The 26,252-nt window shown below is 69.0% G+C and carries 29 protein-coding genes; 18 read left to right on the top strand and 11 right to left on the bottom strand.

The features are described from left to right. The first annotated feature begins 94 nt into the window (after positions 1-94). Positions 95-382, top strand: a complete 288-nt coding sequence (locus tag IFJ75_RS09415) for a hypothetical protein (protein WP_207932308.1) — start codon at positions 95-97, stop codon at positions 380-382. On the opposite strand, the gene IFJ75_RS09410 is transcribed toward IFJ75_RS09415, so the two are convergent. Then, positions 379-1,305 (bottom strand): Hsp33 family molecular chaperone, encoded by a 927-nt coding sequence (locus IFJ75_RS09410; protein ID WP_207932307.1) that lies wholly within the window; start codon positions 1,303-1,305, stop codon positions 379-381. The genes IFJ75_RS09415 and IFJ75_RS09410 overlap by 4 nt on opposite strands. A 143-nt stretch (positions 1,306-1,448) precedes the next feature. Here IFJ75_RS09410 and IFJ75_RS09405 point away from each other — a divergent pair, with 143 nt between their 5' ends. From IFJ75_RS09405 to IFJ75_RS09380, 6 genes are all read left to right on the top strand, one after another. After that, positions 1,449-2,903, top strand: a complete 1,455-nt coding sequence (locus tag IFJ75_RS09405; RefSeq protein WP_207932306.1) for an SDR family oxidoreductase — start codon at positions 1,449-1,451, stop codon at positions 2,901-2,903. Between the two features lie 59 nt (positions 2,904-2,962). Next, entirely contained in the window at positions 2,963-4,855 is a 1,893-nt protein-coding gene (serA, locus tag IFJ75_RS20265; RefSeq protein ID WP_207932305.1) for a phosphoglycerate dehydrogenase, read from the top strand. A 96-nt stretch (positions 4,856-4,951) separates the two neighbouring features. Next, entirely contained in the window at positions 4,952-6,760 is a 1,809-nt protein-coding gene (locus IFJ75_RS09395; protein WP_207932304.1) for an autotransporter domain-containing protein, read from the top strand. 220 nt (positions 6,761-6,980) lie between these two features. Beyond that, positions 6,981-7,625, top strand: a complete 645-nt coding sequence (locus IFJ75_RS20095) for a M23 family metallopeptidase (RefSeq protein WP_207932303.1) — start codon at positions 6,981-6,983, stop codon at positions 7,623-7,625. A 77-nt stretch (positions 7,626-7,702) separates the two neighbouring features. Continuing rightward, positions 7,703-8,662: an ABC transporter ATP-binding protein gene (locus IFJ75_RS09385; RefSeq protein ID WP_207932302.1), complete on the top strand. Its 960-nt coding sequence runs from the start codon at positions 7,703-7,705 to the stop codon at positions 8,660-8,662. After that, a complete protein-coding gene (locus IFJ75_RS09380; RefSeq protein WP_207932301.1) occupies positions 8,659-10,038 on the top strand; it encodes an ABC transporter permease in 1,380 nt (459 codons plus the stop codon). Before IFJ75_RS09385 ends, IFJ75_RS09380 begins: the two co-directional genes overlap by 4 nt. Positions 10,039-10,200: 162 nt before the next feature. Here IFJ75_RS09380 and rpsU read toward each other — a convergent pair whose 3' ends face one another. Continuing rightward, positions 10,201-10,461: a 30S ribosomal protein S21 gene (gene rpsU, locus IFJ75_RS09375; protein ID WP_207932551.1), complete on the bottom strand. Its 261-nt coding sequence runs from the start codon at positions 10,459-10,461 to the stop codon at positions 10,201-10,203. A gap of 210 nt (positions 10,462-10,671) precedes the next feature. On the opposite strand from rpsU, the gene IFJ75_RS09370 reads away from it, so the two are divergent. Continuing rightward, positions 10,672-11,337: a COQ9 family protein gene (locus IFJ75_RS09370; protein ID WP_207932300.1), complete on the top strand. Its 666-nt coding sequence runs from the start codon at positions 10,672-10,674 to the stop codon at positions 11,335-11,337. Between the two features lie 5 nt (positions 11,338-11,342). On the opposite strand, the gene IFJ75_RS09365 is transcribed toward IFJ75_RS09370, so the two are convergent. Next, entirely contained in the window at positions 11,343-12,359 is a 1,017-nt protein-coding gene (locus IFJ75_RS09365) for a 5-(carboxyamino)imidazole ribonucleotide synthase (RefSeq protein WP_263973046.1), read from the bottom strand. 63 nt (positions 12,360-12,422) lie between these two features. Then, positions 12,423-12,914, bottom strand: coding sequence for a 5-(carboxyamino)imidazole ribonucleotide mutase (purE, locus tag IFJ75_RS09360; protein WP_207932298.1), 492 nt, complete (start codon positions 12,912-12,914; stop codon positions 12,423-12,425). A gap of 125 nt (positions 12,915-13,039) precedes the next feature. On the opposite strand from purE, the gene IFJ75_RS09355 reads away from it, so the two are divergent. From IFJ75_RS09355 to IFJ75_RS09335, 5 genes are all read left to right on the top strand, one after another. Further along, entirely contained in the window at positions 13,040-13,624 is a 585-nt protein-coding gene (locus tag IFJ75_RS09355; protein WP_207932297.1) for a GGDEF domain-containing protein, read from the top strand. A 98-nt stretch (positions 13,625-13,722) separates the two neighbouring features. Next, positions 13,723-15,126, top strand: coding sequence for a pyridoxal-phosphate dependent enzyme (locus tag IFJ75_RS09350; protein ID WP_207932296.1), 1,404 nt, complete (start codon positions 13,723-13,725; stop codon positions 15,124-15,126). A gap of 1 nt (position 15,127) precedes the next feature. Continuing rightward, positions 15,128-15,874 carry a dienelactone hydrolase family protein gene (locus tag IFJ75_RS09345; protein ID WP_207932295.1) on the top strand — a complete coding sequence of 249 codons (747 nt, stop codon included), beginning with the start codon at positions 15,128-15,130 and terminating at the stop codon, positions 15,872-15,874. After that, positions 15,871-16,617 (top strand): dienelactone hydrolase family protein, encoded by a 747-nt coding sequence (locus IFJ75_RS09340; protein WP_207932294.1) that lies wholly within the window; start codon positions 15,871-15,873, stop codon positions 16,615-16,617. The genes IFJ75_RS09345 and IFJ75_RS09340 overlap by 4 nt, the downstream gene beginning before the upstream one ends. Then, complete coding sequence (locus tag IFJ75_RS09335; protein ID WP_207932293.1) at positions 16,617-17,780, top strand: cystathionine gamma-synthase; 1,164 nt, start codon at positions 16,617-16,619, stop codon at positions 17,778-17,780. The genes IFJ75_RS09340 and IFJ75_RS09335 overlap by 1 nt, the downstream gene beginning before the upstream one ends. Here the strand turns inward: IFJ75_RS09335 and IFJ75_RS09330 are convergent, their stop codons facing one another. From IFJ75_RS09330 to IFJ75_RS09320, 3 genes are all read right to left on the bottom strand, one after another. Further along, positions 17,781-18,545: a TorF family putative porin gene (locus tag IFJ75_RS09330; RefSeq protein WP_207932292.1), complete on the bottom strand. Its 765-nt coding sequence runs from the start codon at positions 18,543-18,545 to the stop codon at positions 17,781-17,783. Between the two features lie 69 nt (positions 18,546-18,614). Next, the gene (locus IFJ75_RS09325; protein ID WP_207932291.1) at positions 18,615-19,127 is read right to left on the bottom strand and encodes a hypothetical protein; all 513 of its coding nucleotides are present in this window, start codon (positions 19,125-19,127) and stop codon (positions 18,615-18,617) included. 10 nt (positions 19,128-19,137) lie between these two features. Then, positions 19,138-20,070, bottom strand: coding sequence for an NAD(P)H-dependent flavin oxidoreductase (locus IFJ75_RS09320; RefSeq protein WP_207932290.1), 933 nt, complete (start codon positions 20,068-20,070; stop codon positions 19,138-19,140). A 188-nt stretch (positions 20,071-20,258) separates the two neighbouring features. Between IFJ75_RS09320 and queF the strand changes: the two genes are divergently transcribed. Further along, positions 20,259-20,720 (top strand): preQ(1) synthase, encoded by a 462-nt coding sequence (queF, locus tag IFJ75_RS09315; RefSeq protein WP_207932289.1) that lies wholly within the window; start codon positions 20,259-20,261, stop codon positions 20,718-20,720. Between the two features lie 437 nt (positions 20,721-21,157). On the opposite strand, the gene IFJ75_RS09310 is transcribed toward queF, so the two are convergent. After that, positions 21,158-21,301, bottom strand: coding sequence for a hypothetical protein (locus IFJ75_RS09310; RefSeq protein WP_207932288.1), 144 nt, complete (start codon positions 21,299-21,301; stop codon positions 21,158-21,160). Between the two features lie 63 nt (positions 21,302-21,364). Further along, positions 21,365-22,246: an oxidoreductase gene (locus tag IFJ75_RS09305; protein WP_207932287.1), complete on the bottom strand. Its 882-nt coding sequence runs from the start codon at positions 22,244-22,246 to the stop codon at positions 21,365-21,367. A 180-nt stretch (positions 22,247-22,426) separates the two neighbouring features. Between IFJ75_RS09305 and IFJ75_RS09300 the strand changes: the two genes are divergently transcribed. Next, positions 22,427-23,326, top strand: a complete 900-nt coding sequence (locus tag IFJ75_RS09300; RefSeq protein WP_207932286.1) for an AraC family transcriptional regulator — start codon at positions 22,427-22,429, stop codon at positions 23,324-23,326. A gap of 30 nt (positions 23,327-23,356) precedes the next feature. Here the strand turns inward: IFJ75_RS09300 and IFJ75_RS09295 are convergent, their stop codons facing one another. Together IFJ75_RS09295 and IFJ75_RS09290 are read right to left on the bottom strand one after the other, a co-directional pair. Continuing rightward, positions 23,357-23,671: a low affinity iron permease family protein gene (locus tag IFJ75_RS09295; protein WP_207932285.1), complete on the bottom strand. Its 315-nt coding sequence runs from the start codon at positions 23,669-23,671 to the stop codon at positions 23,357-23,359. Between the two features lie 99 nt (positions 23,672-23,770). Further along, positions 23,771-24,382: a nitroreductase family protein gene (locus tag IFJ75_RS09290; protein ID WP_207932284.1), complete on the bottom strand. Its 612-nt coding sequence runs from the start codon at positions 24,380-24,382 to the stop codon at positions 23,771-23,773. 87 nt (positions 24,383-24,469) lie between these two features. Between IFJ75_RS09290 and IFJ75_RS09285 the strand changes: the two genes are divergently transcribed. The 3 genes from IFJ75_RS09285 to IFJ75_RS09275 all read left to right on the top strand — a co-directional run bounded on the left by IFJ75_RS09285 (position 24,470) and on the right by IFJ75_RS09275 (position 26,245). After that, positions 24,470-25,096, top strand: a complete 627-nt coding sequence (locus tag IFJ75_RS09285; protein WP_207932283.1) for an NUDIX domain-containing protein — start codon at positions 24,470-24,472, stop codon at positions 25,094-25,096. 27 nt (positions 25,097-25,123) lie between these two features. After that, on the top strand, positions 25,124-25,963 hold the full coding sequence (gene cysE / locus IFJ75_RS09280; protein ID WP_207932282.1) for a serine O-acetyltransferase: 840 nt from the start codon (positions 25,124-25,126) through the stop codon (positions 25,961-25,963). Positions 25,964-26,032: 69 nt separating this feature from the next. Further along, the gene (locus IFJ75_RS09275) at positions 26,033-26,245 is read left to right on the top strand and encodes a DUF3126 family protein (protein WP_207932281.1); all 213 of its coding nucleotides are present in this window, start codon (positions 26,033-26,035) and stop codon (positions 26,243-26,245) included. Positions 26,246-26,252: the final 7 nt, after the last annotated feature.

Raw genomic sequence — 26,252 nt, 5'->3', positions numbered from 1 at the left:
GGTCTACTTCTACCCAACAGACTCGATCTACAATCCGTTCGACAGCTTTCCGCCGACGCCGTTCGAGGCCGAGCTGACGCAGGTCGGCGCCCGGGTGTCCGGCCGCACGCTCGAACCGGACGTCCTCGGCGGAGCCGGGGCGCCGGACATCCCGGCCGTTCTGGAGGGGCGCTTCGCGGACGGGGTCCTCGTCTTCACGAAGTTTTCGGAAGGCGGCGGCCACATCGACCCGATCCACTATGAAGGGCTGGTCTCCACAGCGGGCGACGAGATTTCCGGAACCTGGACGATCAAGGCCGACTGGTCCGGGACGTTCCGGATGCAGCGCCGGGTCGTCTCGGCCGAAAAGACCGTGCAGCGCGAAGCCGCCATCCGAACCTAGTCTGCCTTGGCGACCACATCCTCGGGCGAGAGCTCGTAGACGGTCGAGCAGTATTCGCAGGTGACGCGGATCTTGCCGTCGTCCTCGATCATGCCCGCGCGCTCCTCGTCCGAGAACGAGCCCAGGACGCCGACGATGCGCTCGGCCGAGCAGCGGCACAGGGCCGACAGGGCCAGGGGTTGCTCCAGCCGCACGCCGTCCTCGTGGAACAGGCGGAACAGCAGGGTCTCGGGCGAGACGGTCGGGTCGATCAGTTCGTCGTCGCCGAGCGTCTGGAACAGGGCGCGGCTGCGGTCCCAGACGTCCTCGGTCGAGCCGCGCGCGGCGTCGCCGGCGACCATCTGGATCATGGCGCCGCCCGCGCGCCATGCCGTGCCGGCGTCGGTCGAGACCTGACCCACGGCAAGACGCACCTTGGTCGGCACCTGTTCCGACTGGGCGAAATAGTGTTCGGCGCACAGCGACAGGCTCTCGCCCTCGATCGGGGTGATGCCTTGGTGGCGGTCGAAGTCCGGGCCCTGGTCCAGGGTCATGATGAAGACGCCCTTGCCCAGCAGGGTCTGGGCGCCGGGGCGGGCGAAGCCGGTCGAGGCGGCGGCGACCTCCTCCGGGTCGAACCGGCAGTAGCCGCGCAGGGTGCCCGAGGTGTCATAGTCGGCGACGACGTAGCGGACCGGGCCGTCGCCCTGGGCCTGGACGATCAGTCGGCCTTCGAACTTCAGGCTGGAGCCCACAAGGGCCGCCAGGGCGCAGGCTTCGCCCAGCAGGGCCGCGACGGGCTCCGGATAGTCGTGAGCCTTGATGATGCTGTCGACGGCTTCGCCCAGGCGCACCAGACGGCCGCGCACGGGCCAGCCTTCGATCTGGAAGGCGGCGGCGAGGTCGTCGGTCGGCGTGGCGGCGGCGGGCGCGGAATGGGGCACGGGGCTAGTGGTCCGGTAAGCGAATGTCTGGAAGGGCGACAAGATAGGCGCCTGAGGTCGCCATGGTAAGGGGCGTGTGATCTAAGGTCGGAACCCGGGACTCGCGAAAGCCGTTCCGGAACCGGGCGCAAGTCGAGGCAAGCATGGCGAAACCGACCCTGAAACCGCTGAACCGGCAGTCCATCGTGATCACCGGCGCCACCTCCGGCATCGGTCTGGCGACGGCGCGGCGGGCGGCGCGGGGCGGGGCCTGCGTCTTCCTGATCGCGCGCGGCGAAAAGGATCTGCGCCTACTGTGCGAGGAGCTTCAGGGCACGGGCGCCCGCGTCGCCTGGGCCGCCGCCGACGTCGCCGACTATGACGCCCTGGCCGAGGCGGCGGACAAGTGCCGGCGGCTGTTCGGGGGCTTCGACACCTGGATCAACAATGCGGGCGTCTCCGTCCTCGGCAGCGTGCTGGAGACGACGCTGGAGGATCAGCGTCGCCTGTTCGAGACCAACTACTGGGGCGTGGTCAACGGCTCGACCATCGCGGCGGAGCACCTGCGCGGCCGTCCCGGCGGCGGGGCCATCGTCAATGTCGGCTCGACCCTGTCCGACGCGCCGTCGCCGATCCGCGGCGCATACTCCGCCTCCAAACATGCGGTGAAGGGCTTCACCAACGCCCTGCGGATGGAGCTGCTGCGCGACGCGCGCAAGGGCGGGGCGCCGATCTCGCTCAGTCTGGTCAAGCCGGCCGCGGTGGACTCGCCCTACGACCGGCACGCCCGCAACCTGGTCGGCTATGCGGCCAATATCCCGCAGCCGGTCTATGCGACCCACGTCGTCGCCGACGCCATCCTGTGGTGCGCCACCCATCCGATGCGTGAGATCACCGTCGGCGGGGGAGGACGACTGATCGCCTCATTCTACTCAGCTTTGCCGGGGATCGCGGAACCACTTTTCGCCCGGTTCGCTCCTGTCCTGAAGCGGGACAGGGGTTCCGACTATGAGCCGTACGAGGATGGTCTGTACGACGCGTCCGACGACGGTCTCGATGAAGAGGTCTACTATCCTATGGTTCGACAGTTCAGCGTCCTGGCGGAAGCCCGCAAACATCCCGGGATCACGGCCGGATCGGTCGCCCTGGTCGCCGTGGCGGCCGTGGCCACGGTCCTGCTGACCCAGCGCACCGGCCCGACGCGGTATCGGGTGCTGCGCGATCGGCTGGATCCGCGCGGCTGGATCGACGCCGAGGCACTGCGCCACCGGTTCGAGGACATCCAGCGCGGCCTGAGCGAGAGCGCCGAGGACTTCGGTCATCGCGCGGAAGAGTTTGGCGACGACGCCCGCCATCAGGCCCAGAAGCTGTTCAAGCGCGGCAAGAAGGCCGTCTCGCCCGGGAAGCGTGCCAAATACGCCAAGGCCGCCCGGGGCTACGCCGAGGACGCCGGCAAGGCCGCGCGCCGCTATGCCGACGTCGGGGGCCAGTACGCGAAGGACCACGCCCGCGAAGGCGGCGCCCTGCTGGCCGTGGCCACCATCGCGGCGGCCATCGGGGCGGCGGCGCTGGAAAGCCGTCGTCCGGACAGCCGGGTCCGCCGGTTCGCGAAATTCTAGGGCTCCAGCTTAGCAATCATCGTTGCCGCTTCCACGCCTGACCGCGTAGACAGCGCGGCATGAGCGCGACCCCGACCTTCGTCTTCGACTTCGATTCGACCCTCGTCCGCATCGAGACGCTGGAGGCGCTCGCCGACATCGCGCTTGCCGGTCACCCCGAGGCCGACAACGTCCGCGCCGAGATCGCCAAACTGACCGATCAGGCGATGTCGGGCGAGGTCGATTTCGGCACGGCCCTGCGTCGGCGTCTGGCCCTGCTGCCGCTGACGCGGGCTCATGTTGAACAACTGGCTGACCGCATACTTGACGAGGGCACGTGGTCGGTGCGCCGCAATCTGCGCTTCTTCCAGGAGAACGCCGACAAGATCGTGATCCTGTCGGGCGGCTTCCGCGAGATCATCGCCCCGGTCGCCGAGGGGCTGGGCGTCGCGCCGGAGCGGGTGCTGGCCAACGATCTGGTCTATAACGCCGAGGGCCGGGTCACCGGCGTCGACGACCAGAACCCGCTCTCCTGGGACAACGGCAAGCCCAAGGTGATCGAGGCCTTGGGGCTGGCCCGGCCGATCGTCATGGTCGGGGACGGCTGGAACGACGCCGAGGTCAAGCTGGCCGGCGCCGCCGATCGCTTCTACGCCTTCACCGAGATCGCCCGCCGCGAGAAGGTCGTCGCCGTCGCCGACGCCGAGGCGCCCTCGATGGACGAACTGCTGCATGCCGAGGGCATGGCCGGCCGCTGGTCCTATCCGCGTGCGCGCATCCGGATGCTGCTGCTGGAGAACATCCATCCGGCCGCCGTCGAACGCCTTCAGGAGGCCGGCTATTCGGTCGAGACCATGAAGGGCGCGCTCGACGAGGACGACCTGATCGACAAGATCAAGGGGGTCCATGTTCTGGGCATCCGCTCCAAGACCAATGTCACCGCCCGGGTGCTGGAGGCGGCCGACCGTCTGATGGCCGTCGCGGCCTTCTGCATCGGCACCAACCAGATCGATCTCGACGCCTGCGCCGACCACGGCGTCGCGGTGTTCAACGCGCCCTACTCCAACACCCGCTCCGTGGTGGAGCTGGCCATCGGCCTGACCATCACCCTGATGCGCGACGTCGTCGACAAGTCGGCGGGCATGCACGCCGGCAAGTGGAACAAGTCGGCCGACGGCTCGCGCGAGCTGCGCGGCAAGACGCTCGGCATCGTCGGCTACGGCGCCATCGGAAGTCAGCTTTCGGTCCTGGCCGAGGCCCTGGGCATGCGGGTCATCTTCCATGACCTGTCCGAGCGGCTGGCGCTCGGCAACGCCCGGCGGATGCGCAACCTCGACGCCCTGCTGGCCGAGGCCGACGTGGTCACCCTGCATGTCGACGGGCGCAAGGACAACGCCGAGCTGATCGGGGCCGCGCAGTTCCAGCAGATGAAGGAGGGCGCGCTCTTCCTCAATCTGTCGCGCGGCCATGTGGTCAATATCGGCGCCCTCAGCCAGGCCATCCAGGGCGGACGCATCGCCGGCGCGGCCCTGGACGTCTTCCCGGAAGAGCCCCGCACCAACGCGGATCCGTTCGAAAGCCCTCTGATGGGACTGAAGAACGTCATCCTGACGCCGCACATCGGCGGCTCCACCGAGGAGGCGCAGGAGGCCATCGCCGAGTTCGCGGCCGAGCGGCTGCTGGGCTATCTGAACCGCGGCGACACGACCTTCGCGGTCAACCTGCCGAACGTCCAACTGTCCGAGGTTTCGGGCGGCCACCGCATCCTGCACATCCACCGGAATCAGCCCGGCGTCATGGCCGCCCTGAACCGGGAACTGGCCTCCGCCGGCCTCAACATCCTTGGCCAGCACCTGAAGACCGACGAGCGGACCGGCTATGTGATCACCGACGTCGATCGCGACTACGATCCTGAGGCGCTCAAGGCCCTGAAGACCCTGGACGGCACCCTGCGCTTCCGTCTGTTGCATTAAATCGACCAAGGCTTCCCTAGCGACATCTTGCGCTCGCGCCAAACGGGAGCATTCTCCGGATAACGACCGCGTCCTGACGGTCGACGGAGGAAGTAAATGTCTCGAAATCAACATGGTACGGCGCTGGCCGTACTGGCCGCCGCCGCAACCCTGGCCGTCGCCTCCGGCGCTTCGGCCCAGACCTACAATCGCCTCGTCGTCTTCGGCGACAGCCTGAGCGACAACGGCAACCTGTCGGCCGCGACCGGCGGGGCCGCGCCCGGGCCGGCCTACTATCAAGGCCGGTTCTCCTCGGGCCCGACTTTCGTGGAGCTGCTGGGCTTCACTCTCGGCCGTCAGACGGCCGGTTCGCCGGTGACGGGCAGCATCGACTACGCCTACGGCGGCTCGCGCACCGATGCCGTGGCCACCCCCGGACCGGGCATGCGGACCCAGCTGCAGGCCTATACCGCCGCCGGCGGCCGCTTCGGCGCTACCGATCTGGTCAGCATCCTGGGCGGGGCGAACAACATCTTCCAGGCCCTGCCGGCGGCCGGCGCCAGCGCCAATCCGACGGGGTCGATCAGCCCGGTCGCCAACGCGGCCGCGGCCGACATCAACTTCATCACCAACAGCGTCGCCGCGGCGGGGGCGGGGACCATCCTGGTCACCAACCTGCCCAAGCTCAGCCTCACGCCGCAGTTCCGGGGCACGGCCGCCGCGCCCCTGGCCGACTTCGCGGTGACGACCTTCAACGGCGCCCTGCTGACCAGCCTGACGGCGACCGCCGCCGCCAACCCGAACAGCAACATCATCGTCATGGACCTGTTCAAGATCGGCGACACCATCGCCGGCAACCCCGGCGCCTTCGGCATCACCAACGTCACCAACGCCTGCTACAACGGCGTCACTGTCTGTACGGACCCGGGCTACTTCTACTTCGACGGGGTTCACCCGACGGCCCTGGGCCACCGGATCATCTCCCAGCTGGCCACCGACTACCTCTATTACGGCGATCTGGGGGCCCAGAGCGCGGTTATGGGCGAGACCGGGTTCCGGCACCGCGAGGACAGCCTGGACGAGGGCTCCGCCAGCCTGTCGGGCCGCGAGGAGTGGCATGAGGGGACGTCCATCGTCATGGGCGGGACCTATGACCAGACCGATTCCGACGCGCGCGGCGTGGTCGGCGAGGCCAAGTCGACCGGCTACGGCGTCCGCGCCGCGGTCGAGAACGGCTGGAACAACAGCTGGAAGGTCGGACTGGCGGGCAGCTATCGCAACGCCGACATCGACGGAGCGCGGTTCACCACCACGGTCGATACCCTGGCCTTCGACGTCTATGCCGGCTGGCGTTCGGGCGGCAGCTTCGTCAACCTGTCGGCAGGGGCGGCCCACGACGACTACGACACCAAGCGTCTGACCATGGTGGCGCCGATCGTCCACACCGGCTCGACCGAGGGCGTGTCGAAGGGCGCGCGCATCCAGGGCGGGATGTGGTTCGACATGGGCGGGCTGGCGATCTCGCCGCGCGTCGCCGCCACCTGGGTCTCCAGCCACGTCAGCGGCTTCTACGAAGAAGGCCCGGCGGCCCAGTACGACTATCAAGGCCGTACCGTCGAGGACGTCAGCGCCGAGTTCGTGGTGCGGGCCGAGGGCGAGGCCGGCGGCTTCGGCTTCTTCGCCGAAGGCGGCTATCGCGACAGCCTGGCCGACAACTCCGACGAGGTCGGGGTGGGCATCCAGGGCAATCCGGCCAAGGTCCTGTACCGCGAGGTCGAGGAGCCGTTCGGCGGCCAGGTCCTGGCCTCGGCGGGTCTGGAAGGCGACTGGGGGCCGGTCAAGGTCGAGGTCGGCTACCACGGCCGCTTCGGTCAGGAAGCGACCAGCCATATGGGCGCGATCACCCTGACCCTGCCGCTGCAATAGACCTCGAAATCCTCTCCGGCCAAGCTTTCGCGAGCAAGCGTGGCCGGGGAGGGTGCGGCGTCGTGTCCGGAATGAAACCTCCGGAGCGCCCCAAAGTCGCCCCATCAAGCCGTAAAAGGCCCGGCTCCCCCGGTCGCCGCCAGACGCCGTTCCGACATCGTCGGTCTGCGAGATGTGACCGTTCCCCGCGCGATACAGCGACGCCGGAGCCGACGACACCATGCGCCGACTTGCGCCCGCCACCCTCGCGCACCCGGCTCTCGGAGCCTGGCGCGGCCATCTGGTCCACACCGGCCGCGCGGTCGGTCTGGCCGTCATGGCCTGCCTGGCCATGGCCGCTGCGCCCTTTACGCCCAAGTCGGTCGCCGAGGCCGCGCCCCTGTCCGGCGTGTCGCTGGTCAAGCCGCCGGTCGTCGCAATCGCCGCCCCCGCAGGGCCGATGATGCGGCAGATGGTCTTCGCCGAGCCCGTGCCCGGCCACGGCATCAACTCGAAATTCGGCATGCGCCGTCTGGGTGGCGAGCCCGGCGCGCGGATGCACAAGGGCGTCGACATCGCCGCCCCCACCGGCACCTCCGTCTATGCGACGGGCGAGGGCGTGGTGCTGCGCATCGGCTATGATCCGGCCGGCTACGGCAACTTCATCGAGATGCGCCACCCCAACGGCCTGACCAGCCTCTACGGCCATCTGAGCCGCGTCGATGTGGCCAGCGGCGACGCCGTCGGCCCGCGCCAGCGCATCGGCCTGGTCGGCTCGACCGGCTATTCGACCGGCCCCCATCTGCATTTCGAGGTCCGCCGCGAAGGGGCGCAGGTCAATCCGGCCAAGGTCATCGGCCGCGCCTTCCAGGTGAAGGCGGGCTAGCGCCGCACCCTGCCGATTCCGGTTGCCATGCCCTAGCCGTTTGCTACCTCTGGGAGACTTAGGGGTGGAGTATCGGCATGACGGCGGCGTTGACGCTGGAGGGTGTGGGCAAGCGCTACGGCGAGTTCCAGGCTGTCCGGGACCTGAGCTTCGAGGTCGGCAGGGGCCAGATATGCGGCTTCCTGGGCCCTAACGGCGCGGGCAAGACCTCGACCCTGCGCATGATCCTGGGCCTGCAGCCGGCGACGACCGGGCGGATCGACATCCTCGGCGCCGACAACGGCCGCAAGGTGCGCGACCGTATCGGCTTCCTGCCGGAGGAGCGCGGCCTCTACAAGAAGATGACCCCGGTCGACGCCATCGCCTTCTTCGGCTCCCTGAAGGGGGTGCCGACCGCCGAGGGCCGCCGTCGGGCCAAGGAGCTGCTGGACGCCCAGGGCCTGGGCGCGTCCAAGGCCAGGAAGATGAAAGAGCTGTCCAAGGGGATGGCCCAGAAGGTCCAGCTGATCGCCTCGATCGTGCACCGGCCCGAGTTCGTGATCCTGGACGAGCCCTTCTCGGGGCTGGATCCCGTCAACCAGCAGGGGCTGGAGGCTATGATCCGGGGGCTGGCGGCTGACGGGGCGACGGTCCTGTTCTCGACCCATGTGATGCAGCACGCCGAGCGGCTGTGCGACAAGGTCGTACTGCTGGCCCGGGGGCGCAAGGCGTTCGAGGGCACGGTCGCCGAGGCCCGCGCGACCTCGCGTCGCTTCCTGGAGCTGGAAGGCGACATCGCCGCCGAGGCCGTGTCGAAGCTGCCGGGCGTGACCGGGGTGGAGATCTCCTCCGAGCTGGACGGCGCCCGCGTCCTGCGCGCCGCGCTGGCGGCCGGGGCAGGGGGGCAGGAGGCGCTCAAGGCGGCCTTCCTGACGGGTCTGGACGTGCGCCGCTTCGAGCTGCGCGAGCCGACCCTGCATGACGCCTTCATCGACCTGACCGGGGACCATCCGGATCAGGACCAGTCTGTCTCCAAGCCTGCGGAGGCCGCCCGATGAAGCGCACCCTGCTGATCGCCCGCCGCGAGTTCATGGCCTATGTCCGCACCGTCGGCTTCTGGCTGTCGCTGCTGTCCCTGCCGCTGTTCGGCCTGCTGGGCGGGGTCATGCCCCTGCTGGCCCGGTCGTCCGAGCCCGTGCGCGAGGTCGTACTGATCGAGGACGGTCCGCAGGCGGCGGGGCTGGCCAGGGCTGTTCAGGACGTCATGGCCGCCGACGCCGAACGAAGGGCCCAGAGGGCGCAGGAGGCCGCCGAAAAGGCCAGCGCCTCCGCCGGCGGGGCCGTGGACTCCAAGGCCGCGCGCGACGCGGTCGCCTCCCTGACCAAGGACCGGGTCCGCATCGTGCCCGCGCCGGCTGAGCTGGTCGCCACCGCTCCCGGTATTGCCCGCGACGCCGCCGTGCGCCATCTGCTGGGCGAGGAGACGCCCAAGGATCAGCGTCTGGACGCGATCGTCTTCCTGACCCGTCAGGACGGCAAGCCGGGCGCCCGGGTCTGGACTTCGCGCGCCTCCGACTCGGAGGTCGAGGACTTCGTCAAGGACAGCCTGCGCAGCGCCAACCGCCGTCAGGTCTTCCAGGACGCCGGGATCGACCCCGGCATCGTGGTCGCCACCGACCGGTTCCGCGCCGATGTGAAGGCCTTCTCGCCACGTTCGGCCAGCGGGGGGGAGGTGTCGATGCGCGACCGCCTGCCGCGCTGGGTCGGCTTCGGCGCGGCCTTCCTCCTGTGGTCGCTGGTTATCACCGGGGCCTCGATCCTGCTCAACAGCGTGATGGAGGAGAAGGCCAACAAGATCCTGGAGGTCCTGCTGTCCTCGGCATCGGCGACCGAGATCCTGACCGGCAAGGTGCTGGGGGTGGCGATGCTGACCCTGACGGTGCTGATCGTCTGGAGCGGGATGGGGGCGTTCGGCCTGCTGACCGCCAAGCCGGAGCTGGCCGCCGGCGTCGGCTCGGTGCTGCTGCACAACGGCCTGATCTTCTATCTGCTGGCCTATACGGTCGGGGGCTATCTGATGTTCGCGGTCCTGTTCGCGGCCATCGGGGCCTTCTGCGAGACCCCGCGTGACGCCCAGACCCTGATGGGGCCGATCATGATGGTGCTGATCGTGCCCCTGCTGGTGCTCCAGATGCCCGACAGCCCCATCGCCCGCATCCTGTCCTGGGTGCCCTTCTTCACCCCCTTCCTGATGAGCGCCCGCGCGCCCTCGGACCCGCCGATGATCGAGATCGTCGGCACCCTGATCGGGATGGCGGTCACCGCCGTCCTGATGGTCTGGCTGGCCGGCCGCGCCTTCCGGGCGGGGGCCCTGTCGGACGTGAAGCTGAGCTGGAAGGCCTTCGGCGCGGCGATCCGGGGCGGGGGGAACTAGGGGTCTGTGTCCTCCCCACGCAGTGGGGAGGGGGACCGCGAAGCGGTGGAGGGGCGACGCGGGCGCGGCCGCCCCCTCCCCATCGCAAGCGACGGGGAGGAAAAGCAAAAAGGCCGCTCCGTGAGGAGCGGCCTTTTCAAATTTTGACATCGGATCAGACGCTTAGGAGCGCGGACCGCCAGCGCCCGGACCCGGCACGCGGGGCTTCGGAGGCGGCAGCAGGCCTTCGCGTTGAGCGCGCTTGCGGGCCAGCTTGCGGGCGCGACGAACGGCCTCGGCCTTCTGACGGGCGCGCTTTTCCGAGGGCTTCTCGTAGTGCACGTGGCGCTTCATTTCACGGAAGCTGCCTTCGCGTTGCATCTTCTTCTTGAGGGCTTTCAGCGCTTGATCGACGTTATTATCGCGAACGAAAATCTGTACCAGGTTGAACTCTCCTTTGGCCGCCCGCCGCGTCCTGTGAGGGAGACGGGCAGACAAATAAAATAGCAGCCCGGGGGCGACAGCCCACCGAGCGAAGGCGGGCGAATACACCAAGGGCGGGCGGCTGTCCAGATCGCGGACGCCCAAACCGTCGGGTTTTGCGAGGTTTCAGATGGGGTCGCATCCCGGCCCTGACAAGCCTATCTTCGCACCATGACCGAAGCGCCGCACCTGTCGAACGAAGCTCCCGTGGGCGACTGGGCCGACCGTATGGAACAGGCGGTGCTGGACGCCGCGATCCAGCGTGCGCCGACCTTTGGGTGGAATTCGCGGCTGGTGCGGGCCGCGTGTGAGGCTCAGGGGCTGTCGCGCGGCGACGAGGAGCTGCTGCTGCCCAACGGCCCGCGCGATCTGGCGGCCCTGCTGTCGCGCCGGCATGACGCGATGACGCTGGAAGCGCTGAAGGCGACCCCGCCGGAGACGCTGAAGATGCGCGAGCGAATCGCGCAGGGCGTCTCGGCGCGAATCGAGGCCGGGGCGGACCATCTGGAGGCGACGAAGCGCTGCGCGGCCTTCCTGGCCCTGCCGACAAACGCCGATCTGGGCTTGTCGCTGGCCTGGGAGAGCGCGGACGTCGTCTGGCGCTGGGCCGGGGACACGGCGACGGACTGGAACCACTATTCCAAGCGGGCGATCCTGTCGGGCATCCTGATCCCCGCCCTGACGATGCGGCTTTTCGACGGACCGGAGGCGGCCGAGGCCTTCGTCGCGGCGCGCATCGAGAACGTCATGACCTTCGAGAAGTGGAAGGCCGGCAAGGACTTCGAGGCCCCGCTGCGGCGGGTGACGGACTTGCTAGCGAAGCTCAGGTATCGCTGACGGGATCAGGCCTTGCCGAGCACCCGGTTCACATGGGCCATCTTGCGGCCCGGGCGGGCGTCGGTCTTGCCGTAGAGGTGCAGGCGGGCGTCGGGTTCGGCGGCCAGCTCGGCCCACTGGTCGACGGCATCGCCGAGCAGATTGGTCATCTCGATGCGGGCGTGGGCGGCGGTGGGGCCCAGAGGCCAGCCGGCGATGGCGCGGATGTGCTGTTCGAACTGGTCGCAGACGCAGCCGTCCTGGGTCCAGTGGCCCGTGTTGTGGACGCGCGGCGCGATCTCATTGACCAGCAGGACACCCTTGCCGAGGTCGAACAGCTCGACCCCGATGACGCCGATGTAGTCGAGGCCGTCGAGGATGGCCTCGGCGATCTCGATGGCGCGGGCGGCGGTCTTCGCATCGACCCTGGCCGGAGCCAGAGTGGTCGAGAGGACCCCGTCGGCGTGGTGGTTCTCTCCCAGTGGATAGACGGCGACGGAGCCGTCGTGGCCCCGGGCGGCGATGACCGAGAGTTCGCGCTTGAAGGCGGCCTTCGCTTCCAGAATGGCCGGGCGTTCGCCGATGGCGGCGAAGGCGTCGGCGGCCTCGGAGACGTTGCGGATCCAGACCTGGCCCTTGCCGTCATAGCCCTCACGGCGGGTCTTGAGCAGGGCGGGGACGCCCAGCCGCTCCAGACCGGCGACCAGGTCCTCGACCGTGTCCACCTGGGCGAAGTCGACGGTGGTGGCGCCGACGGCGTTGAGGAAGGTCTTTTCGACGACCCGGTCCTGGGCGGTCGAAAGCGCGGTCGGGCCGGGGGCGACGAGGGCGCCCGCGCCGGCCAGGGTCTCGACCGAGGCGGCCGGGACGTTCTCGAACTCGAAGGTGACGACGTCCGAGACCCGGCCGAGAACGGTCAGGGCGGTGGGGTCGTCATAGGCGGCGACGATCTGGCCGCGCGAGACGCGACCGGCGGGAGAGTTCTCCTCCGGGTCGAGGATGACGACGTCGAAGCCCAGCTTCGAAGCGGCCTGGGACAGCATCCGGCCCAGCTGGCCGCCGCCGAGGATGCCGATGGTCGAGCCGGGGGGCAGGGGAAGGGCCACTCAGTCCTCGACCGTTTCGGCGACGGCGTCGGTCTGGGCGGTGCGATACGCGGATAGGCGTTCCGCCAGGGCTTCGTCCGACAGGGCCAGGATCTGGGCGGCGAGCAGGCCGGCGTTCTTGGCGCCCGCCTCTCCGATAGCCAGGGTGGCGACCGGCACGCCGCCGGGCATCTGGACGATCGAGAGCAGGGAGTCCAGGCCGCTGAGCGCTTTCGACTGCACCGGCACGCCGAGCACCGGCAGGTCGGTCATGGAGGCGGCCATGCCGGGCAGGTGGGCCGCGCCGCCGGCGCCGGCGATGATCAGCTTGAAGCCCGCGGCTTTCGCTCCGGTGGCGACCTCATAGAGGCGCTGGGGCGTGCGGTGGGCGGAGACGACCTTCGCCTCCCAGGCCACGCCCAGGGCGTCGAGCGCATCGGCGGCGTGTCTCATCGTCGGCCAGTCGGACCGGCTGCCCATGATGATCGCCACCGGCGTCGAAGAAGTCGCCATCTCAGGCCTCCTGTCGCGGAAAGCGGCCCGTTACAGCACACGCGTTGCGCCCGCAACCAAGGGCGCTAGCATATCGCCAGTTCCGCCGACCCAGTGAGTCGCGCCCTCCCGGAGTTTCGCCGACCGTGACTGACGCGGCCGACACAGAGTTGAAGTCCGAAGTCGAGCGCCTGCGCGCCGAGGTCGAGGCCTTGCGCATCCAGGCTCACTTCCTCGAGAAGCGGGCCGAGGCGGCCGAGGCGGCGGCGGATCACGACGTCCTGACGCCCGCCCTGAACCGGCGCGGCTTCGTCGCGGCGATGAACCGGACCATGGCCTATTGCACCCGCTATGACGCGCCGGCGGTGGTGCTGTACCTCGATCTGGACGGGTTCAAGGGGGTCAACGACCGGCTGGGCCACGCCGCCGGGGACGCGGCCCTGGTGCGGGTCGCCGAGCTGCTGTTGGCCAATGTGCGCGAATCGGATGCGGTCGGACGCTTGGGCGGCGACGAGTTCGCCCTGCTGATGCTCAACGCGGGCATCGAGGAGGGGCGGGACAAGGCGAAGCGGCTGGCCGAGGCCCTGGCCACCGACGGCTTCGACTGGGAAGGCCAGAAGACCGAACTGGGCGGCTCGTTCGGGGTACGCGCCTGGGCCGAGCAGGCCGATGCGGAAACCTGGCTGGCCGAGGCTGACGCGGCCATGTGGGTCCGGAAACGGTCGCGCTGACGGCGCGTTTGGGGTCCGCGAGGCAAGATCGTGCGCGGCTTGACCTTGTCCGGCCGGGCGACCAGCCTCCGCTGCCATAGCCTTCACGGAGCCTACCCATGCCGATCGCTGACGCGCCCACCCTCAGCAAGCCCTCCGGCTCCCTGCTGGACCTGATCGGCAAGACGCCGATGGTGGAGGTGACGCGGATCGACACGGGCAAGTGCCGCCTGTTCCTGAAGCTGGAGGCCCAGAACCCCGGCGGCTCGATCAAGGACCGCATCGCCCTGTCGATGATCGAGGCGGCCGAGAAGGAAGGCTGGCTCAAGCCCGGCGGCACGATCGTCGAGGCCACGGCGGGCAACACCGGCCTGGCCCTGACGCTGGTCGGTCAGAACAAGGGCTACAAGGTCCTGCTGGTCATCCCCGACAAGATGTCCAAGGAGAAGATCCAGCACCTGCGCGCCATGGGCGCCGACGTTCGGCTGACGCGGTCGGACGTGCCGCACGGCCATCCCGACTACTATACCGACATGGCCGAGCGCCTGGCCCAGCAGATCCCCGGCGGCTACTACGTCAACCAGTTCGCCAATGACGCCAACTCGGCCGCCCATGTGAAGACCACGGGGCCGGAGATATGGGAGCAGCTGGACCACGACGTCGACGCCTTCGTCGCCGGCATCGGCTCGGGCGGCACCATCACCGGCACGGCGCAGTTCCTGAAGAGCGTCGGCTCCAAGGCCGAGATCATCCTTGCCGACCCGGTCGGCTCGACCCTCGCGGGCATCGTCAACGAGGGCGTGCCGGGGCCGGAGGGCAGCTACACCGTCGAGGGCATCGGCCAGAACTTCGTGCCGGACACAGCCGACATGAGCCTGATCGACAAGGCCTATTCGATCCCGGACGCCGAGGCGATCGCGGCGGTGCGCGAGCTGCTGCTCAAGGAGGGCATTCTGGCGGGCTCGTCCTCGGGCACCCTGCTGGCCACGGCCCTGCGCTGGTGCCGCGAACAGACCGAGCCGAAGCGCTGCGTGACCCTGGTCTGCGACACGGGCGCCAAGTACCTGTCCAAGGTCTATAACGACGCCTGGCTGGCCGATCAGGGCCTCGGCGACGACCCGATCCAGGGCAACCTCGCCGACCTGATCAGCCGCAAATACGCCGACGGCGAGGTGGTCGTCGCCGGCCCGACAGACAGCCTCGACTCGGCCTTCAAGCGGATGCGCTCCAACGATGTGTCGCAGCTGCCGGTGATCCAGGACGGCCGTCTGGTCGGCATCCTTGACGAGAGCGACATCGTCCACATCATGAACACCGACGAGATCACCCGAAAGGAGCGGTTCGCCAAGCCGGTCTCCGAGGCCATGACCCGCAATCTGGACACGGTGCAGGTCAATGAGCCGCTGGACGCCCTGATCCCCCTGTTCGACCGTGACCGGGTGGCGATCGTGCTGGACGGCGAGACCTTCGTCGGCCTGATCGCCCGCGTCGACCTGATCAACCACCTGAGCCTGAACCGGTAGGATGGACCTGACCCGCCGGACCGGTCTGGGGCTGCTGGCGGCGTCGATCGCAGCGACGGCGGGCGGCGCTCCGGCGTGGGCCCAGGCGGCGCCGCGCATCGCCACGGGGACCTATCCCAGCGGGGGCGAGGACATCACCGTCGTGCTGTTCAGCCCGCCGACGGAAGGCCTACCGATGGCGGGCGCCGGGATCCTGCTGCTGCACGGCGGGGGCGGGGCGGCGCTGGAGATCCGGCGCTGGCTGGAGGACGCGACCCGGCTGGCGGCGCGGGGCTATACGGTGGCCTTCCCGGCCTGGTTCGGCGCCGATCCCGAGGGGCGGCGCGAGGGCCGCGGCGCGTTCCAGAGGCAGGCGGCGCTGGACGGCTTCAATTGGCTGGCGACCCAGCCCGGCGTGGACCCCGGGCGGATCGGCATCATCGGCTTCTCGCGCGGGGGCTTCATGGCCTGCGAACTGGCGGTGTCGGACGCCCCGGCCCGGGCCGTGGTGGCCATAGCGGCGGGCGGCCGGCGCGAGGTCGAGCAGATCCTGAGGAAGCCGCCGACCCTGCTGATCCTGGCCGACGGCGATCCGGTGGTCGAGCCGGGCGTGACCCGCAACTGGGAGCGGACGCTGCGCCGCGCCGGGGTCCATGTCGAGGTCGAGGTGCTGGACAGCGACCACCATGTGCCCGAACCCGCCGAGTGGCGCGGCATCTTCGACACCGCCCACCGCTTCCTGCGCGACGAGCTGAGGAGTGGGGCGTGAGGCGGCGCGAGCTTCTGGGCGCGGCCGGTGTGCTGACCGTGGCGGGCCCGGTGCTGGCGCAGACGCCGCCGCCCGTGGACGGGGTCACGACCGAGCGGGTCGCGTATCAGAGCAACGGCAAGACCATCCGGGCGATCGCCTTCCGGCCCGGCGCGAATGCCAATGGGGCCGGGGTGGTCTACATCCACGGCTCGGGCGGGATGGGGCTGGACCAGCTGGCCTTCGCGCGGCAGTTCGCGGTGGACGGCTATCTGGCCCTGGCCCCGACCTATCTGGACGCGGCCGAGGACGACGTCGTGCGGCGCGAGCCGACGATGGAGGCCTGGCGCGACTGCGCGCGCGACGGGATCGAATGGCTGATCGGGCAGAGTGTGGATCGCCGCCGGACCGGCGTCGTCGGCTATTCCCTGGGCTCCTACATCGCCGTGGACGGGGCGCTGGGCGACAGTCGGGCGTCGGCGGCCATCGCCGTCTGCGGCGGCTGGGACGTCTATATCCCGCGCCACCCCACGCGACGCATCCCGGTGCTGATCCTGCGCTCGGAGCGCGACCGGGTCGTCTCGCCCGCCTCCACGCAGCGCTGGCGCCAGTTCCTGCTGGACGCCGACGTGCCAGTGCGGGTGCAGGTGACGCGCGGCGCCGGCCATCTGATGACGGCGGCCCAGTGGTCCGACGTCTATACCCGCAGCCAGACCTTCTTCGCCGAACAGCTCGGCGTCTCTTCCGACAGACAGGAGCCGTGATGGCCGACCTCAAGAACTCCCAAGGCTTCTCGACCCGGGCCATCCACGCCGGCCAGCGGCCCGACCCCACGACGGGCGCCGTGATGACGCCGATCTACGCCACCTCGACCTATGCCCAGGAGAGCCCGGGCGTGAACAAGGGCTATGAGTACGCGCGCGGCAAGAACCCGACGCGGGAGGCGTTCGAGGCCTGTATCGCCGACCTGGAGGGCGGGGTTCAGGCCTTCGGTTTCGCCAGCGGCATGGCGGCGACCTCGACGGCGCTGGAGCTGCTGGACGCCGGGTCGCACATCGTCACCGGCGACGACCTGTACGGCGGCTCCTGGCGGCTGTTCGAGCGGGTGCGCCGGCGCTCGATGGGGCTGGACTTCGCCTATGTCGACCTGTCGGACATCGCCGCAGTCGAGGCGGCCATCACGCCCAAGACCAAGATGCTGTGGGTCGAGACACCGACCAACCCGCTGATGAAGATCGCGGACATCGCCGCCCTGTCGAAGGTCGCCAAGGCCCACGGCCTGCTGCTGATCGTCGACAACACCTTCGCCACCCCCTTCTGCCAGCAGCCGCTGGCCCTGGGCGCCGACGTCGTCATGCACTCGGCGACCAAGTACCTGAACGGGCACTCGGACATCATCGGCGGGGTGCTGGTGGCGGGCAATGATGACGTCGCCAAGGAGCTGAAGTTCCTGCAGAACTCGGTCGGCGGGGTGATGGGGCCGTTCGACGCCTTCCTGGCCAACCGGGGGCTGAAGACCCTGGGCCTCCGGATGAAGGCCCACTGCGAGAACGCCATGGCCGTGGCCCGCTGGCTGGAGGACCGCGAGGGGGTGCAGAAGGTCATCTATCCAGGTCTGGTCAGCCATCCGCAGCATGCTCTCGCGGCCAGCCAGATGAAGGGCTTCGGCGGGATGGTGACGGTGTTGATCGACGGCGATCTGGAGCGGACCAAGCGGGTGCTGGAGAGCGTCAGGGTCTTCACCCTGGCCGAGTCGCTCGGTGGGGTGGAGAGCCTGGTCAACCACCCGGCCATCATGACCCACGCCAGTGTGCCGAGGGAGGTCCGCGAGGCCGGGGGCGTCACCGACAACCTGATCCGCCTGTCCGTGGGCGTGGAGGACGTCGAGGACCTGATCGCCGACCTGGATCAGGCGCTGTCTGTCTGATCAGAAGGCGTAGTTGACGGCGGCGACAAGGGCCGAGCCGTACTGCGCTTCAGAGGCGCCCGGGTCGGCGTTGGTGTCATACCAGCGCAGGTCGAGGTCGAGGTGACGGCTCATGGACCAGGTCACCCCGGCGTTCCAGCCGGTGTAGTCGACCGAGTCCTGCTGCTCGCGGCGGCCGATGGCGGCCGTGCCCTTGAGGCGGTCGGTGAAGGTCCAGCCGAGGCGGGCCTCAACCCAGGTCCAGCGGCCCGTAGCGCCGGCGCCGTCCGGCGAGGTCTGGAACTGCAGCCGGCCGCTGGCCTTGCCGATGGAGCGGCTGACGTTGGCGGTGATCTCCCAGTTGTCGGCGTCGGCGCCCGGATCGGCGTCGATCCGCCACTGGCGCGTCACGGACAGGTCGAGGTCGAAGCCCGCAAGCTCCGGCTGCATACCGATGAAGGCTTCGAGCTGGAGGTCCGAGCCGCCGGCGTCGATCGTCTCGGCCCCGGCTCCGGCGTAGAACAGACCGCCTTCGCCCTCCCAGTCGGCCGAGGCGGAGACATAGGGATCGCCCAGCGACTTGGAGGCGTCCTTGGAGCGGTTGTCCGTTCCGGCCCCCATGCTGAAGGCCCAGTCGCCGCGGGGCCAAAGCAGGTGAGGGCGCTCGCCGTGGGTCTGGCTGCCGCCGCCGGACTGGACACTGTGGGCGCCCGTCGAGGTCTGGCCCAGGGCGGGGGAGGCGGCGAGCCCGGTGGCGAGGGCGATGAAGGCGAGAAGGCGAGTCATGCCCCTGCCTAGCCCCGATTGCACCGCCTGCGTATGGGGTCGCGACCGGAGGCCGCACCCGGGGCTGGCCTAGGGAACGACCTTCCAGCCGTCGGCGGGGTTCACCCACATGACCGTGGCGGTCAGCTCGGGATGGGCGACGCCGCCGACGTCCGCGGTCGCGGTCATCGTGCCGTCGGCGTTGGCCGCATAGGCCGAACACAGGGGCTCGCCGCCCTTCATGAAGTCAGGCAGGCCGGCGATGATCTGGGGTCTGACCTGGGCCAGGGCGGCGGCGGGCAACGGTTGGCCGTCGATCTCGATCTTCTCGATGTCGGCCTCCTTGAGGTCCCCGTTGGAGCACTCCTTGCCGTCGCGGATGACGACCGCGCTACGGGCGAACATGACGATGACCGGGCTGTCCTGCAGCCGGGTTTCGGCCAGGCTGGTGATCGTTCCGTCAGCGCCGAAGGCATAGGAGCCGATGGCCCGGCACAGCTTCTGGGCCGGGAGCGGATCGTAGCACTGGACCTGGCCCTGACGCGCGGGCGCCAGGGGATCAGAGGCGGCGGCGAGGGTCAGGAGCAGGGCCGTGGCGAGCATCGGAGTGTCCTCAGGCGACGCCGACCTTCGTGGCGAAGGCGGCCGAGGCCACAGCGTACTCGCTGCGCAGGCGGGCGACCAGTTCGGCGGCCGGGACCACGTCGTGGACCGTGCCCGCGCCCTGACCGGCGGACCAGACGGTCTTCCAGGCCCGGGCCTCCTCGCCCATGTCCAGCTTGTGCTCGGGCAGGGTCTTGGGATCGATGCCGTTGGCTTCCAGCGACTTGATCATGAAGTTGGCCGGGATGCCCGAGACCGCTGGAGTGTGGACGATGTCGGTCGCGCCCGAGTCGATGATCATCGCCTTGTAGCCGTCGGACGCCATGGCCTCGGTCGTGTTGATGAAGCGGGTGCCCATATAGGCGAAGTCGGCGCCCATCATCAGGGCGGCGGCGACGTCCTGGCCGTTCGACAGACAGCCCGACAGGATGATGGTCCCCTTGAAGAACTCCCGCACCTCATTGACCAGGGCGAAGGGGTTGACGATGCCGGCGTGGCCGCCCGCGCCGTTGGCGACCAGGATCAGGCCGTCGACGCCCGCCTTGGCCGCGTTCTTCGCATGGCGGACGTTGGCGATGTCGTGGAAGACCACGCCGCCGTAGCCGTGGACCGCGTCGACCAGATCCTTGACGGCGCCGAGGGAGGTGATGACCAGCGGCACCTTGTGCTCCACCGTCACCGCCAGATCGGCCATCAGACGCTCGTTGGAGCCGTGGACGATGTGGTTGACCCCGAAGGCCGCGGCGTCGTCGTTGAGGCGCGACTTGATCTCGACCAGCCAGTCCCGATAGCCCTCGGTGGTGCGCTGGTTCAGCGAGGGGAAGGTGCCGATGACGCCCGCGTTGCAGCACTCGACCACCAGGTCGGGCCCGGAGACGAGGAACATCGGCGCCTCGATGACCGGCAGTTTGAGGCCCTTCTGGAGGGAAGCGGGGATGGCCATGGACGTCTCCTCAGTTGTCTTTCGCTACGCTTAGCGGGGGTACGTTGGGTAAGGCAACGGGCGTGTGGGTGGGTGAGAAGTGTTAGTGAGCGAGGGGTGAGCGAAGGAAGACGATGCCAGCGCGGCAGGCTCACCTCTTGCTCACCAGCACTCTTCACTGACCCGTCGCCGAAGTCTAAAGCGAGCGAATGACCACAGACACCTCCGGCCTGCATCAGCTGGGCCAGCAAACCGTCCAGCCGACCAGCCCCGAAACCGCCGTGCTGGAGCGGGTGCCCAACCCGCATTCGGACACCCTGTACCTGGCCCGGTTCACGGCGCCGGAGTTCACCAGCCTGTGCCCCGTCACGGGCCAGCCGGACTTCGCCCACATCGTCATCGACTATGCCCCGGGTGAGTGGCTGGTCGAGTCCAAGAGCCTGAAGCTCTATCTGACCAGCTTCCGCAACCACGGCGCCTTTCACGAAGACTGCACCGTCGCCATCGGCCGCAAGCTGGCCGACCTGCTGCAGCCGAAGTGGCTGAGGATCGGCGGCTACTGGTATCCGCGCGGCGGCATCCCCATCGACGTCTTCTGGCAGACGGGCGCGCCGCCCGAGGGCCTGTGGCTGCCCGACCAGGGGGTGCCGACCTACCGCGGGCGGGGCTAGGTCCAGCGGGGCTTTGCACTCGGAAAAAAGTTTTGCACTCGAGTGCAATTTTGAATGTCTGGCCTGAGGTTTGCCTTCTACGGATCTGAAAAAATACGGTTTTTCGTTTTATTGAGTTCTCGTTCGGGCGTGCACGCGGTCTGCACGCGCATGCGCCAGAGTGCGGCCATGCCTCGGTGTGGTTCAGCGATGTCAAAGACCCGAAGCCGTCAGTTTACGCCCTTCGGAAGCGGCGCCGAACCGAATGTGGTCGCGGACCTGCAGAGCCTTGATCGGCAAGGGATTGGCCAGCGTCGGAATGCGAAGTCGAGGCGCTTGACGGCCTCTCGTGACGGTCGTCAATGTCGTGTTTCGCACGTTCGGGATGCAGCGATGAGGCGTCGGTCGGTTTCGGTCGTGGTGGTCGGCGTCTGCCTGTTGGCCGCTCGGCTCCGGTCCTAGCCCGGCCCGTGACGGTCCCAGCCGCCGGCGGGCGGGTTCAAGCCGTCGCCGCACCGGTTTAGCACCCCCACGCAGGCGGTGAGGCCCAGCGAGGCGGCGGCGAGGATCAGGGCGGTGTGCAGGCGCAGGCGGCGGAACATGTCTCACTCCCCTCCGAGGACCGAAGGGGAGTGAGCGCGCCGATTGTGGCGGGTTCGGGGAGTTTAGGCCCAGGCCCCGGTGGCGTTCTCCGGCCGGAAGTCGAAGTCGCCGTCGGTGGAGAGGGTCAGGGCTTTCCAGGCGTCGAGCTCGGCCTGAAGGCTGGCGATCTTGGCCTGGACGATGTTGAAGCCGTCGGTTCCGGCGGCCCAGCGGACCGGCTGCTGCGGGGCATCGGCGAGGGTGACGAGGGCCTGGCCCAGTTTGGCCGGGTCGCCCGCCTGGTTGCGGCTGCGGCCGTCGTAGAAGGTCTTCAGGGCCTCGGCAGCCTCGGCATAGTCGGCGATGGGAACAGTGCCGTGCTTGACCGAGGTCGGCTCAAGGAAGTCGGTGCGGAAGAAGCCGGGCTCGACGATGGTCACCTGAATGCCGAAGCGGGCGACCTCCTGAGCCAGGGATTCCGAGAAGCCCTCGACCGCGAACTTCGAGGCGCAGTACAGGGCGCCGCTTTCGCCGCCGGCGATGCCACCGATGGAGGAGAGGTTGAAGATCCGGCCCGAGCGGTTGGCGCGCATGGAGGGCAGGACGGCGCGAGTGACGGACATCAGGCCGAAGACATTGGTGTCGTACTGGGCCTGGGCGTCGGCGGCGGTGGTCTCCTCGAACAGGCCGAGGTGGCCGTAGCCAGCGTTATTCACGAGGACGTCGATCCGGCCGAAGCGGGCGAGGGCGGCGTCGACGGCGGGCTGAGCCTGCGTCAGGTCGGCGACGTCAAGGGCGACCGAGAGGACGCGATCGGAATCCGGACCGACGACCTTGATCAGGGCGTCGCGGTTGCGTCCGGCGACGACGACATTGTCGCCGGCGTCGAGGACGGCGCGGGCGATGGCGGCGCCGAGGCCGCGGGCTGCGCCGGTGATGAACCAGGTTTTGGGGGCTGTGGTCATGTCCAAATCTCCATTCTTGTTTGGCCTATCGCGCGTTGCGCTACTTGAGGCCGGGGGCAGGCGTGTTGTGCGCCCTGACGGCCCCGGGGACGTAGACGGATGCCGCCAGCCTCTTGCACGATCCTGCCAACCGGCGTGGCCAGGCTTGCGCGCGCGGGCCCGCAGGCGTTGAGTGTCGGCATGGATCGCTTGCACGAACTCGCCGCCTTGGTGCGGAGCCGACTGGGCGAAGGCCCGCAGGACGGAACCGCGCCGGTGCTGTTGCCCGGCATCAGCATCCTGGCCAGCGACATCGTCTCGGACGCGCAGCAGATCGTCTATGAGCCCATGCTGTGCGTCATTCTGGAGGGCGCGAAACAGACGACCCTGGGCAGCGAGACTCATGCCTATCGGGCGGGCGACTATCTGGTGGTCTCGGCCGATCTGCCGGTCAGCGGGCAGGTGCTGACGGCGCCCTATCTGGCCGTCGGGGTGGCGCTGGATCCCGCGACGGCGGCAGAGCTGCTGATCGAGACCGAGGGCGGTCTGGCGGCGGACGAGACCCCGATCCGGGCGCTGGCGGTCAGCACCATGGACGCCGAGATGGTGGATACGGTGACGCGGCTGGTGCGGCTGCTGGACCGGCCCGGCGATGCGGCGGTGCTGGCCCCGATGATCCGGCGCGAGCTGCTGTGGCGGCTGATGCAGGGCGAGCACGCGGCCATGGTGCGCCAGATCGCGGCGGTCGACGGGCGGCTGGCCCAGGTCAAGCGGGCGATCCGCTGGATCCGCACCCATTTCGCCGAGCCGATGACCATCGGCGGGCTGGCGGCCCTGTCGGGGATGAGCGAGACGTCGCTGCACCGCCATTTCAAGGCCGTGACCTCGATGAGCCCGCTGCAGTACCAGAAGCAGGTGCGGTTGCAGGAGGCGCGCAACCGGCTGCTGGGGCAGGGCGGCGACGTGGCGGGCGTCGGCTTCGCTGTCGGCTATGACAGCCCCAGCCAGTTCAGCCGCGAGTACAGCCGCCAGTTCGGCCGGCCGCCGGGCCGAGACCTTGAGCGGCTGAGGGCCGACCCGGCGCTGGCGGCGGCGGTCTAGCCGGCGCGGCGAACCTAGCGGCGGGAGGGATCAGGCTCCGGCCTTGATCTCTTCGATATCGTCAGCGCTTTCCTCATCGAGGCCGGCGAGTTCGTTTCGGGCGCCCTCCGTCGCCAGAATCAGCTCGTCGAGCTTGGCTTGAAGCGCCGCCGTGTCGCGGTTCTGGCCGCGCTGGATAATCAGTGTCATGGCGACGGCGACGAGGGTCGCGACAGCGTGAAGGTCGAAGCTGTCGGGTTCGACCCTGCGCCAGACGAGAGCGCAGATCAGCAGGACCACCAGACTGGCGGGATGGCCGAGGGCGCCGACGGTGGTCGTCATGACGCGATGCAAGGGGCTGGACATCCCGGTCAGCGCCTCCACGCCGCCGGAGTTCCCACGATAGCGCCTGATGCGGTGGAATGACGCGATTTTACCGGTTGCGCCGTTGGACGCAGACGGTGGTCAGGGCAGGGTTATGGTCAGGGTCGAAAGGTCGGGACGGACGCGTTCAAGCGGGGCTTCGGCGGTCGTGCCGATGTGGATGAAGCCGGCGACCTTTTCGTTCGGCTTCACGCCAAGGATTTCAAGCGCTTCGGCGTCATAGCTGTACCAGTCGGTGATCCAGCAGGCGGCGTAGCCCAGAGCGTCGGCGGCGTGTTCGATGTTCATGCAGACGGCGCCGGACGACAGCTCCTGCTCCCAGACGGGCTTGGGACCCGGGGCGGCGGTGGAGATGACGAGGATGGAGACGGGGGCGGCGGTCAGCTTGGCCAGCACCGCCTGGGCCTTGCCGCCGAGGCCCTGACGGACGGCGAGGGCCGACAGGCGTTCGGCCAGATCGGCGCGGGTCTGGGGGCCCATGACCACGAAGCGCCAGGGGAAGAGCTTGCCATGGTCGGGGGTGCGGGCGCCGAGACGGAGGATTTCCGCCACTTCCTCGGGGTTCGGGCCGGGGACGGTCAGGGTCTGGGCGGGCGCCGAGCGGCGGGTCGAGAGCCGGTTCAGCAGCTCTTGCGAGCGGACGGGCTGGGGCAGGAGGTCGCCGAGATCGGCCGCTTTCGGAAATTGGGTCATGCGGTCTAGCTAGGCGCGGAGGCCGCCTTGCGCCATAGGTCGGGGGTGACCGACGACGCTGAAAATTCCTCCCCCGACCCACAAGTGATGGGTGCGCAACCGATCCCCGCCTGGGCAGAAGGCCTGACGCCGACGCCGCCGTGGCAGGATCTGGGGCATGAGGTCGTGCACCAGACGCCGTGGATGAAGGTGACCGAGCACAAGGCGATCGCTCCGACCGGGCGGGCGGCGAACTATGGCGTGCTGCGGTTCCAGAACATCGCCACCGGCGTGCTGCCGATCCATCCCGACGGGACCGTGACCCTGGTCGGACAGGCCCGGTTCGCGCGCGCCAACTATTCGTGGGAGATGCCCGAGGGCGGGGCGCCGTTCGGCGAGGATCCGCTGGACGCGGTCAAGCGCGAGCTGGCCGAGGAGGCGGGGCTGGCGGCGGCCAGCTGGAAGCTGGCGCTCAAGATCGAGGTGTCGAACTCGATCACCGACGAGATCGGTTACACATGGATCGCCTGGGATCTGACGCCCGTGCCGATCGATCCGGACCCGACCGAGATCATGACCATCGTGCGCGTGCCCTTCCTGTCGCTTCTGCACGAGATAGAGCGGGGGGCGATCCTCGACTCGTTTACGGTGGCGACAGCATATCGGGCGTACCATATGGCCAGGGAGGGGCTTCTGCCCGGCTGGCTGGCGCATGCCATGCTGACGCGGGTATAGTCCCCGGACGACCGGAGCCGTGCAGACATGACCCAACCCAAATTCGAGGTGATCGCTGGCCAGGAGACGACGGGTTCGTCGACCTGGGCCCAGCTGCGCGCCTCGGCCGAGGAGGCGGCGCGCAGCGAGCCGCATCTGGGGTCGCTGATGAATGCGACCATCCTGTCGCACCTGGACCTGGCCAACGCCCTGAGCTTCCAGATCGCGCGCAAGATCGGCGACGCCGAACTGGCCCAGATGAGCGTGCGCGAGGTCTGCGCCTTCGCCTTCTGGTCCGATCCGTCGATCGTGGCGGCCGCCGAGGCCGACCTGCGGGCCGTCGCCGAGCGCGATCCGGCGATCCGGTCGCTGCTGCAGCCCTTCCTCTATTTCAAGGGCTTCCAGGCGCTGCAGGCGTCGCGTGTGGCCCACTGGCTGTGGACGCAGGGGCGCGAGACCCTGGCCTTCCACTTCCAGAGCCGCATCTCCGAACTGTTCCAGATCGACATCCATCCGGGCGCGACCCTGGGCAAGGGGCTGTTCTTCGACCACGGCACGGGCATCGTCATCGGCGAGACGGCGGTGGTCGGCGACGAGGTCTCGATGCTGCACGGCGTGACCTTGGGCGGGACCGGAGCCGAGCGCGGCGACCGCCATCCCAAGATCGGCAAGGGCGTGCTGCTGGGCGCCGGGGCCAAGGTCCTGGGCAATATCCAGATCGGCGACTACGCCAAGGTGGCCTCGGGCTCGGTGGTGCTGAAGCCCGTGCCGTCAGGCTGCACCGTCGCCGGGGTGCCGGCGCGGCTGGTCAACTGCCCGACGGGCGCGGAGCCGGCCCGGACGATGGATCACACCCTGGCCGACGTGGTCTACGACTTCTCGATCTAGGGTTTCCCCTTGCGGGCTCTGCGACTAGGGTCCGCCACCAGATTCCAATCCGATACTGCCGAGGCTCCGATGAACACCAACGACATGAAGCGCATCGAGACGCATCTGAAGAAGACCTTCAACACGGGCGGCATCATCGTGAAGCCCCGGCCGAAGGTTAACGACTCGGCCGAGGTCTATGTCGGTGACGAGTTCGTCGGCGTGGTCTTCGACGACGAGGACGAGGACGGCAGCTTCATGTTCGAAATGGCCATCCTGTCGGAAGACCTGCCGAGCGACTGATCGCTTC

Source organism: Brevundimonas goettingensis (assembly GCF_017487405.1).
In the GTDB taxonomy this organism is placed as follows: domain Bacteria; phylum Pseudomonadota; class Alphaproteobacteria; order Caulobacterales; family Caulobacteraceae; genus Brevundimonas; species Brevundimonas goettingensis.
Note: the sequence above shows the minus strand (reverse complement) of the source record. Positions and strands in the feature narration are given on the sequence as shown.

Coding starts and splice junctions, on each gene's coding strand:
- IFJ75_RS09380 (WP_207932301.1), top strand. CDS start 8,659: ATGAAGCGCACCCTGCTGATCGCCCGCCGCGAGTTCATGGCCTATGTC.
- IFJ75_RS09395 (WP_207932304.1), top strand. CDS start 4,952: ATGTCTCGAAATCAACATGGTACGGCGCTGGCCGTACTGGCCGCCGCC.
- IFJ75_RS09405 (WP_207932306.1), top strand. CDS start 1,449: ATGGCGAAACCGACCCTGAAACCGCTGAACCGGCAGTCCATCGTGATC.
- IFJ75_RS20095 (WP_207932303.1), top strand. CDS start 6,981: ATGCGCCGACTTGCGCCCGCCACCCTCGCGCACCCGGCTCTCGGAGCC.
- IFJ75_RS09320 (WP_207932290.1), bottom strand. CDS start 20,070: ATGGCCATCCCCGCTTCCCTCCAGAAGGGCCTCAAACTGCCGGTCATC.
- IFJ75_RS09300 (WP_207932286.1), top strand. CDS start 22,427: ATGGATCGCTTGCACGAACTCGCCGCCTTGGTGCGGAGCCGACTGGGC.
- IFJ75_RS09290 (WP_207932284.1), bottom strand. CDS start 24,382: ATGACCCAATTTCCGAAAGCGGCCGATCTCGGCGACCTCCTGCCCCAG.
- IFJ75_RS09345 (WP_207932295.1), top strand. CDS start 15,128: ATGGACCTGACCCGCCGGACCGGTCTGGGGCTGCTGGCGGCGTCGATC.
- IFJ75_RS09330 (WP_207932292.1), bottom strand. CDS start 18,545: ATGACTCGCCTTCTCGCCTTCATCGCCCTCGCCACCGGGCTCGCCGCC.
- cysE (WP_207932282.1), top strand. CDS start 25,124: ATGACCCAACCCAAATTCGAGGTGATCGCTGGCCAGGAGACGACGGGT.
- IFJ75_RS09385 (WP_207932302.1), top strand. CDS start 7,703: ATGACGGCGGCGTTGACGCTGGAGGGTGTGGGCAAGCGCTACGGCGAG.
- IFJ75_RS09350 (WP_207932296.1), top strand. CDS start 13,723: ATGCCGATCGCTGACGCGCCCACCCTCAGCAAGCCCTCCGGCTCCCTG.
- IFJ75_RS09285 (WP_207932283.1), top strand. CDS start 24,470: ATGGGTGCGCAACCGATCCCCGCCTGGGCAGAAGGCCTGACGCCGACG.
- IFJ75_RS09310 (WP_207932288.1), bottom strand. CDS start 21,301: ATGTTCCGCCGCCTGCGCCTGCACACCGCCCTGATCCTCGCCGCCGCC.
- IFJ75_RS09365 (WP_263973046.1), bottom strand. CDS start 12,359: ATGCTGTCCCAGGCCGCTTCGAAGCTGGGCTTCGACGTCGTCATCCTC.
- IFJ75_RS09275 (WP_207932281.1), top strand. CDS start 26,033: ATGAACACCAACGACATGAAGCGCATCGAGACGCATCTGAAGAAGACC.
- IFJ75_RS09335 (WP_207932293.1), top strand. CDS start 16,617: ATGGCCGACCTCAAGAACTCCCAAGGCTTCTCGACCCGGGCCATCCAC.
- IFJ75_RS09325 (WP_207932291.1), bottom strand. CDS start 19,127: ATGCTCGCCACGGCCCTGCTCCTGACCCTCGCCGCCGCCTCTGATCCC.
- serA (WP_207932305.1), top strand. CDS start 2,963: ATGAGCGCGACCCCGACCTTCGTCTTCGACTTCGATTCGACCCTCGTC.
- IFJ75_RS09370 (WP_207932300.1), top strand. CDS start 10,672: ATGACCGAAGCGCCGCACCTGTCGAACGAAGCTCCCGTGGGCGACTGG.
- IFJ75_RS09295 (WP_207932285.1), bottom strand. CDS start 23,671: ATGTCCAGCCCCTTGCATCGCGTCATGACGACCACCGTCGGCGCCCTC.
- queF (WP_207932289.1), top strand. CDS start 20,259: ATGACCACAGACACCTCCGGCCTGCATCAGCTGGGCCAGCAAACCGTC.
- IFJ75_RS09305 (WP_207932287.1), bottom strand. CDS start 22,246: ATGACCACAGCCCCCAAAACCTGGTTCATCACCGGCGCAGCCCGCGGC.
- purE (WP_207932298.1), bottom strand. CDS start 12,914: ATGGCGACTTCTTCGACGCCGGTGGCGATCATCATGGGCAGCCGGTCC.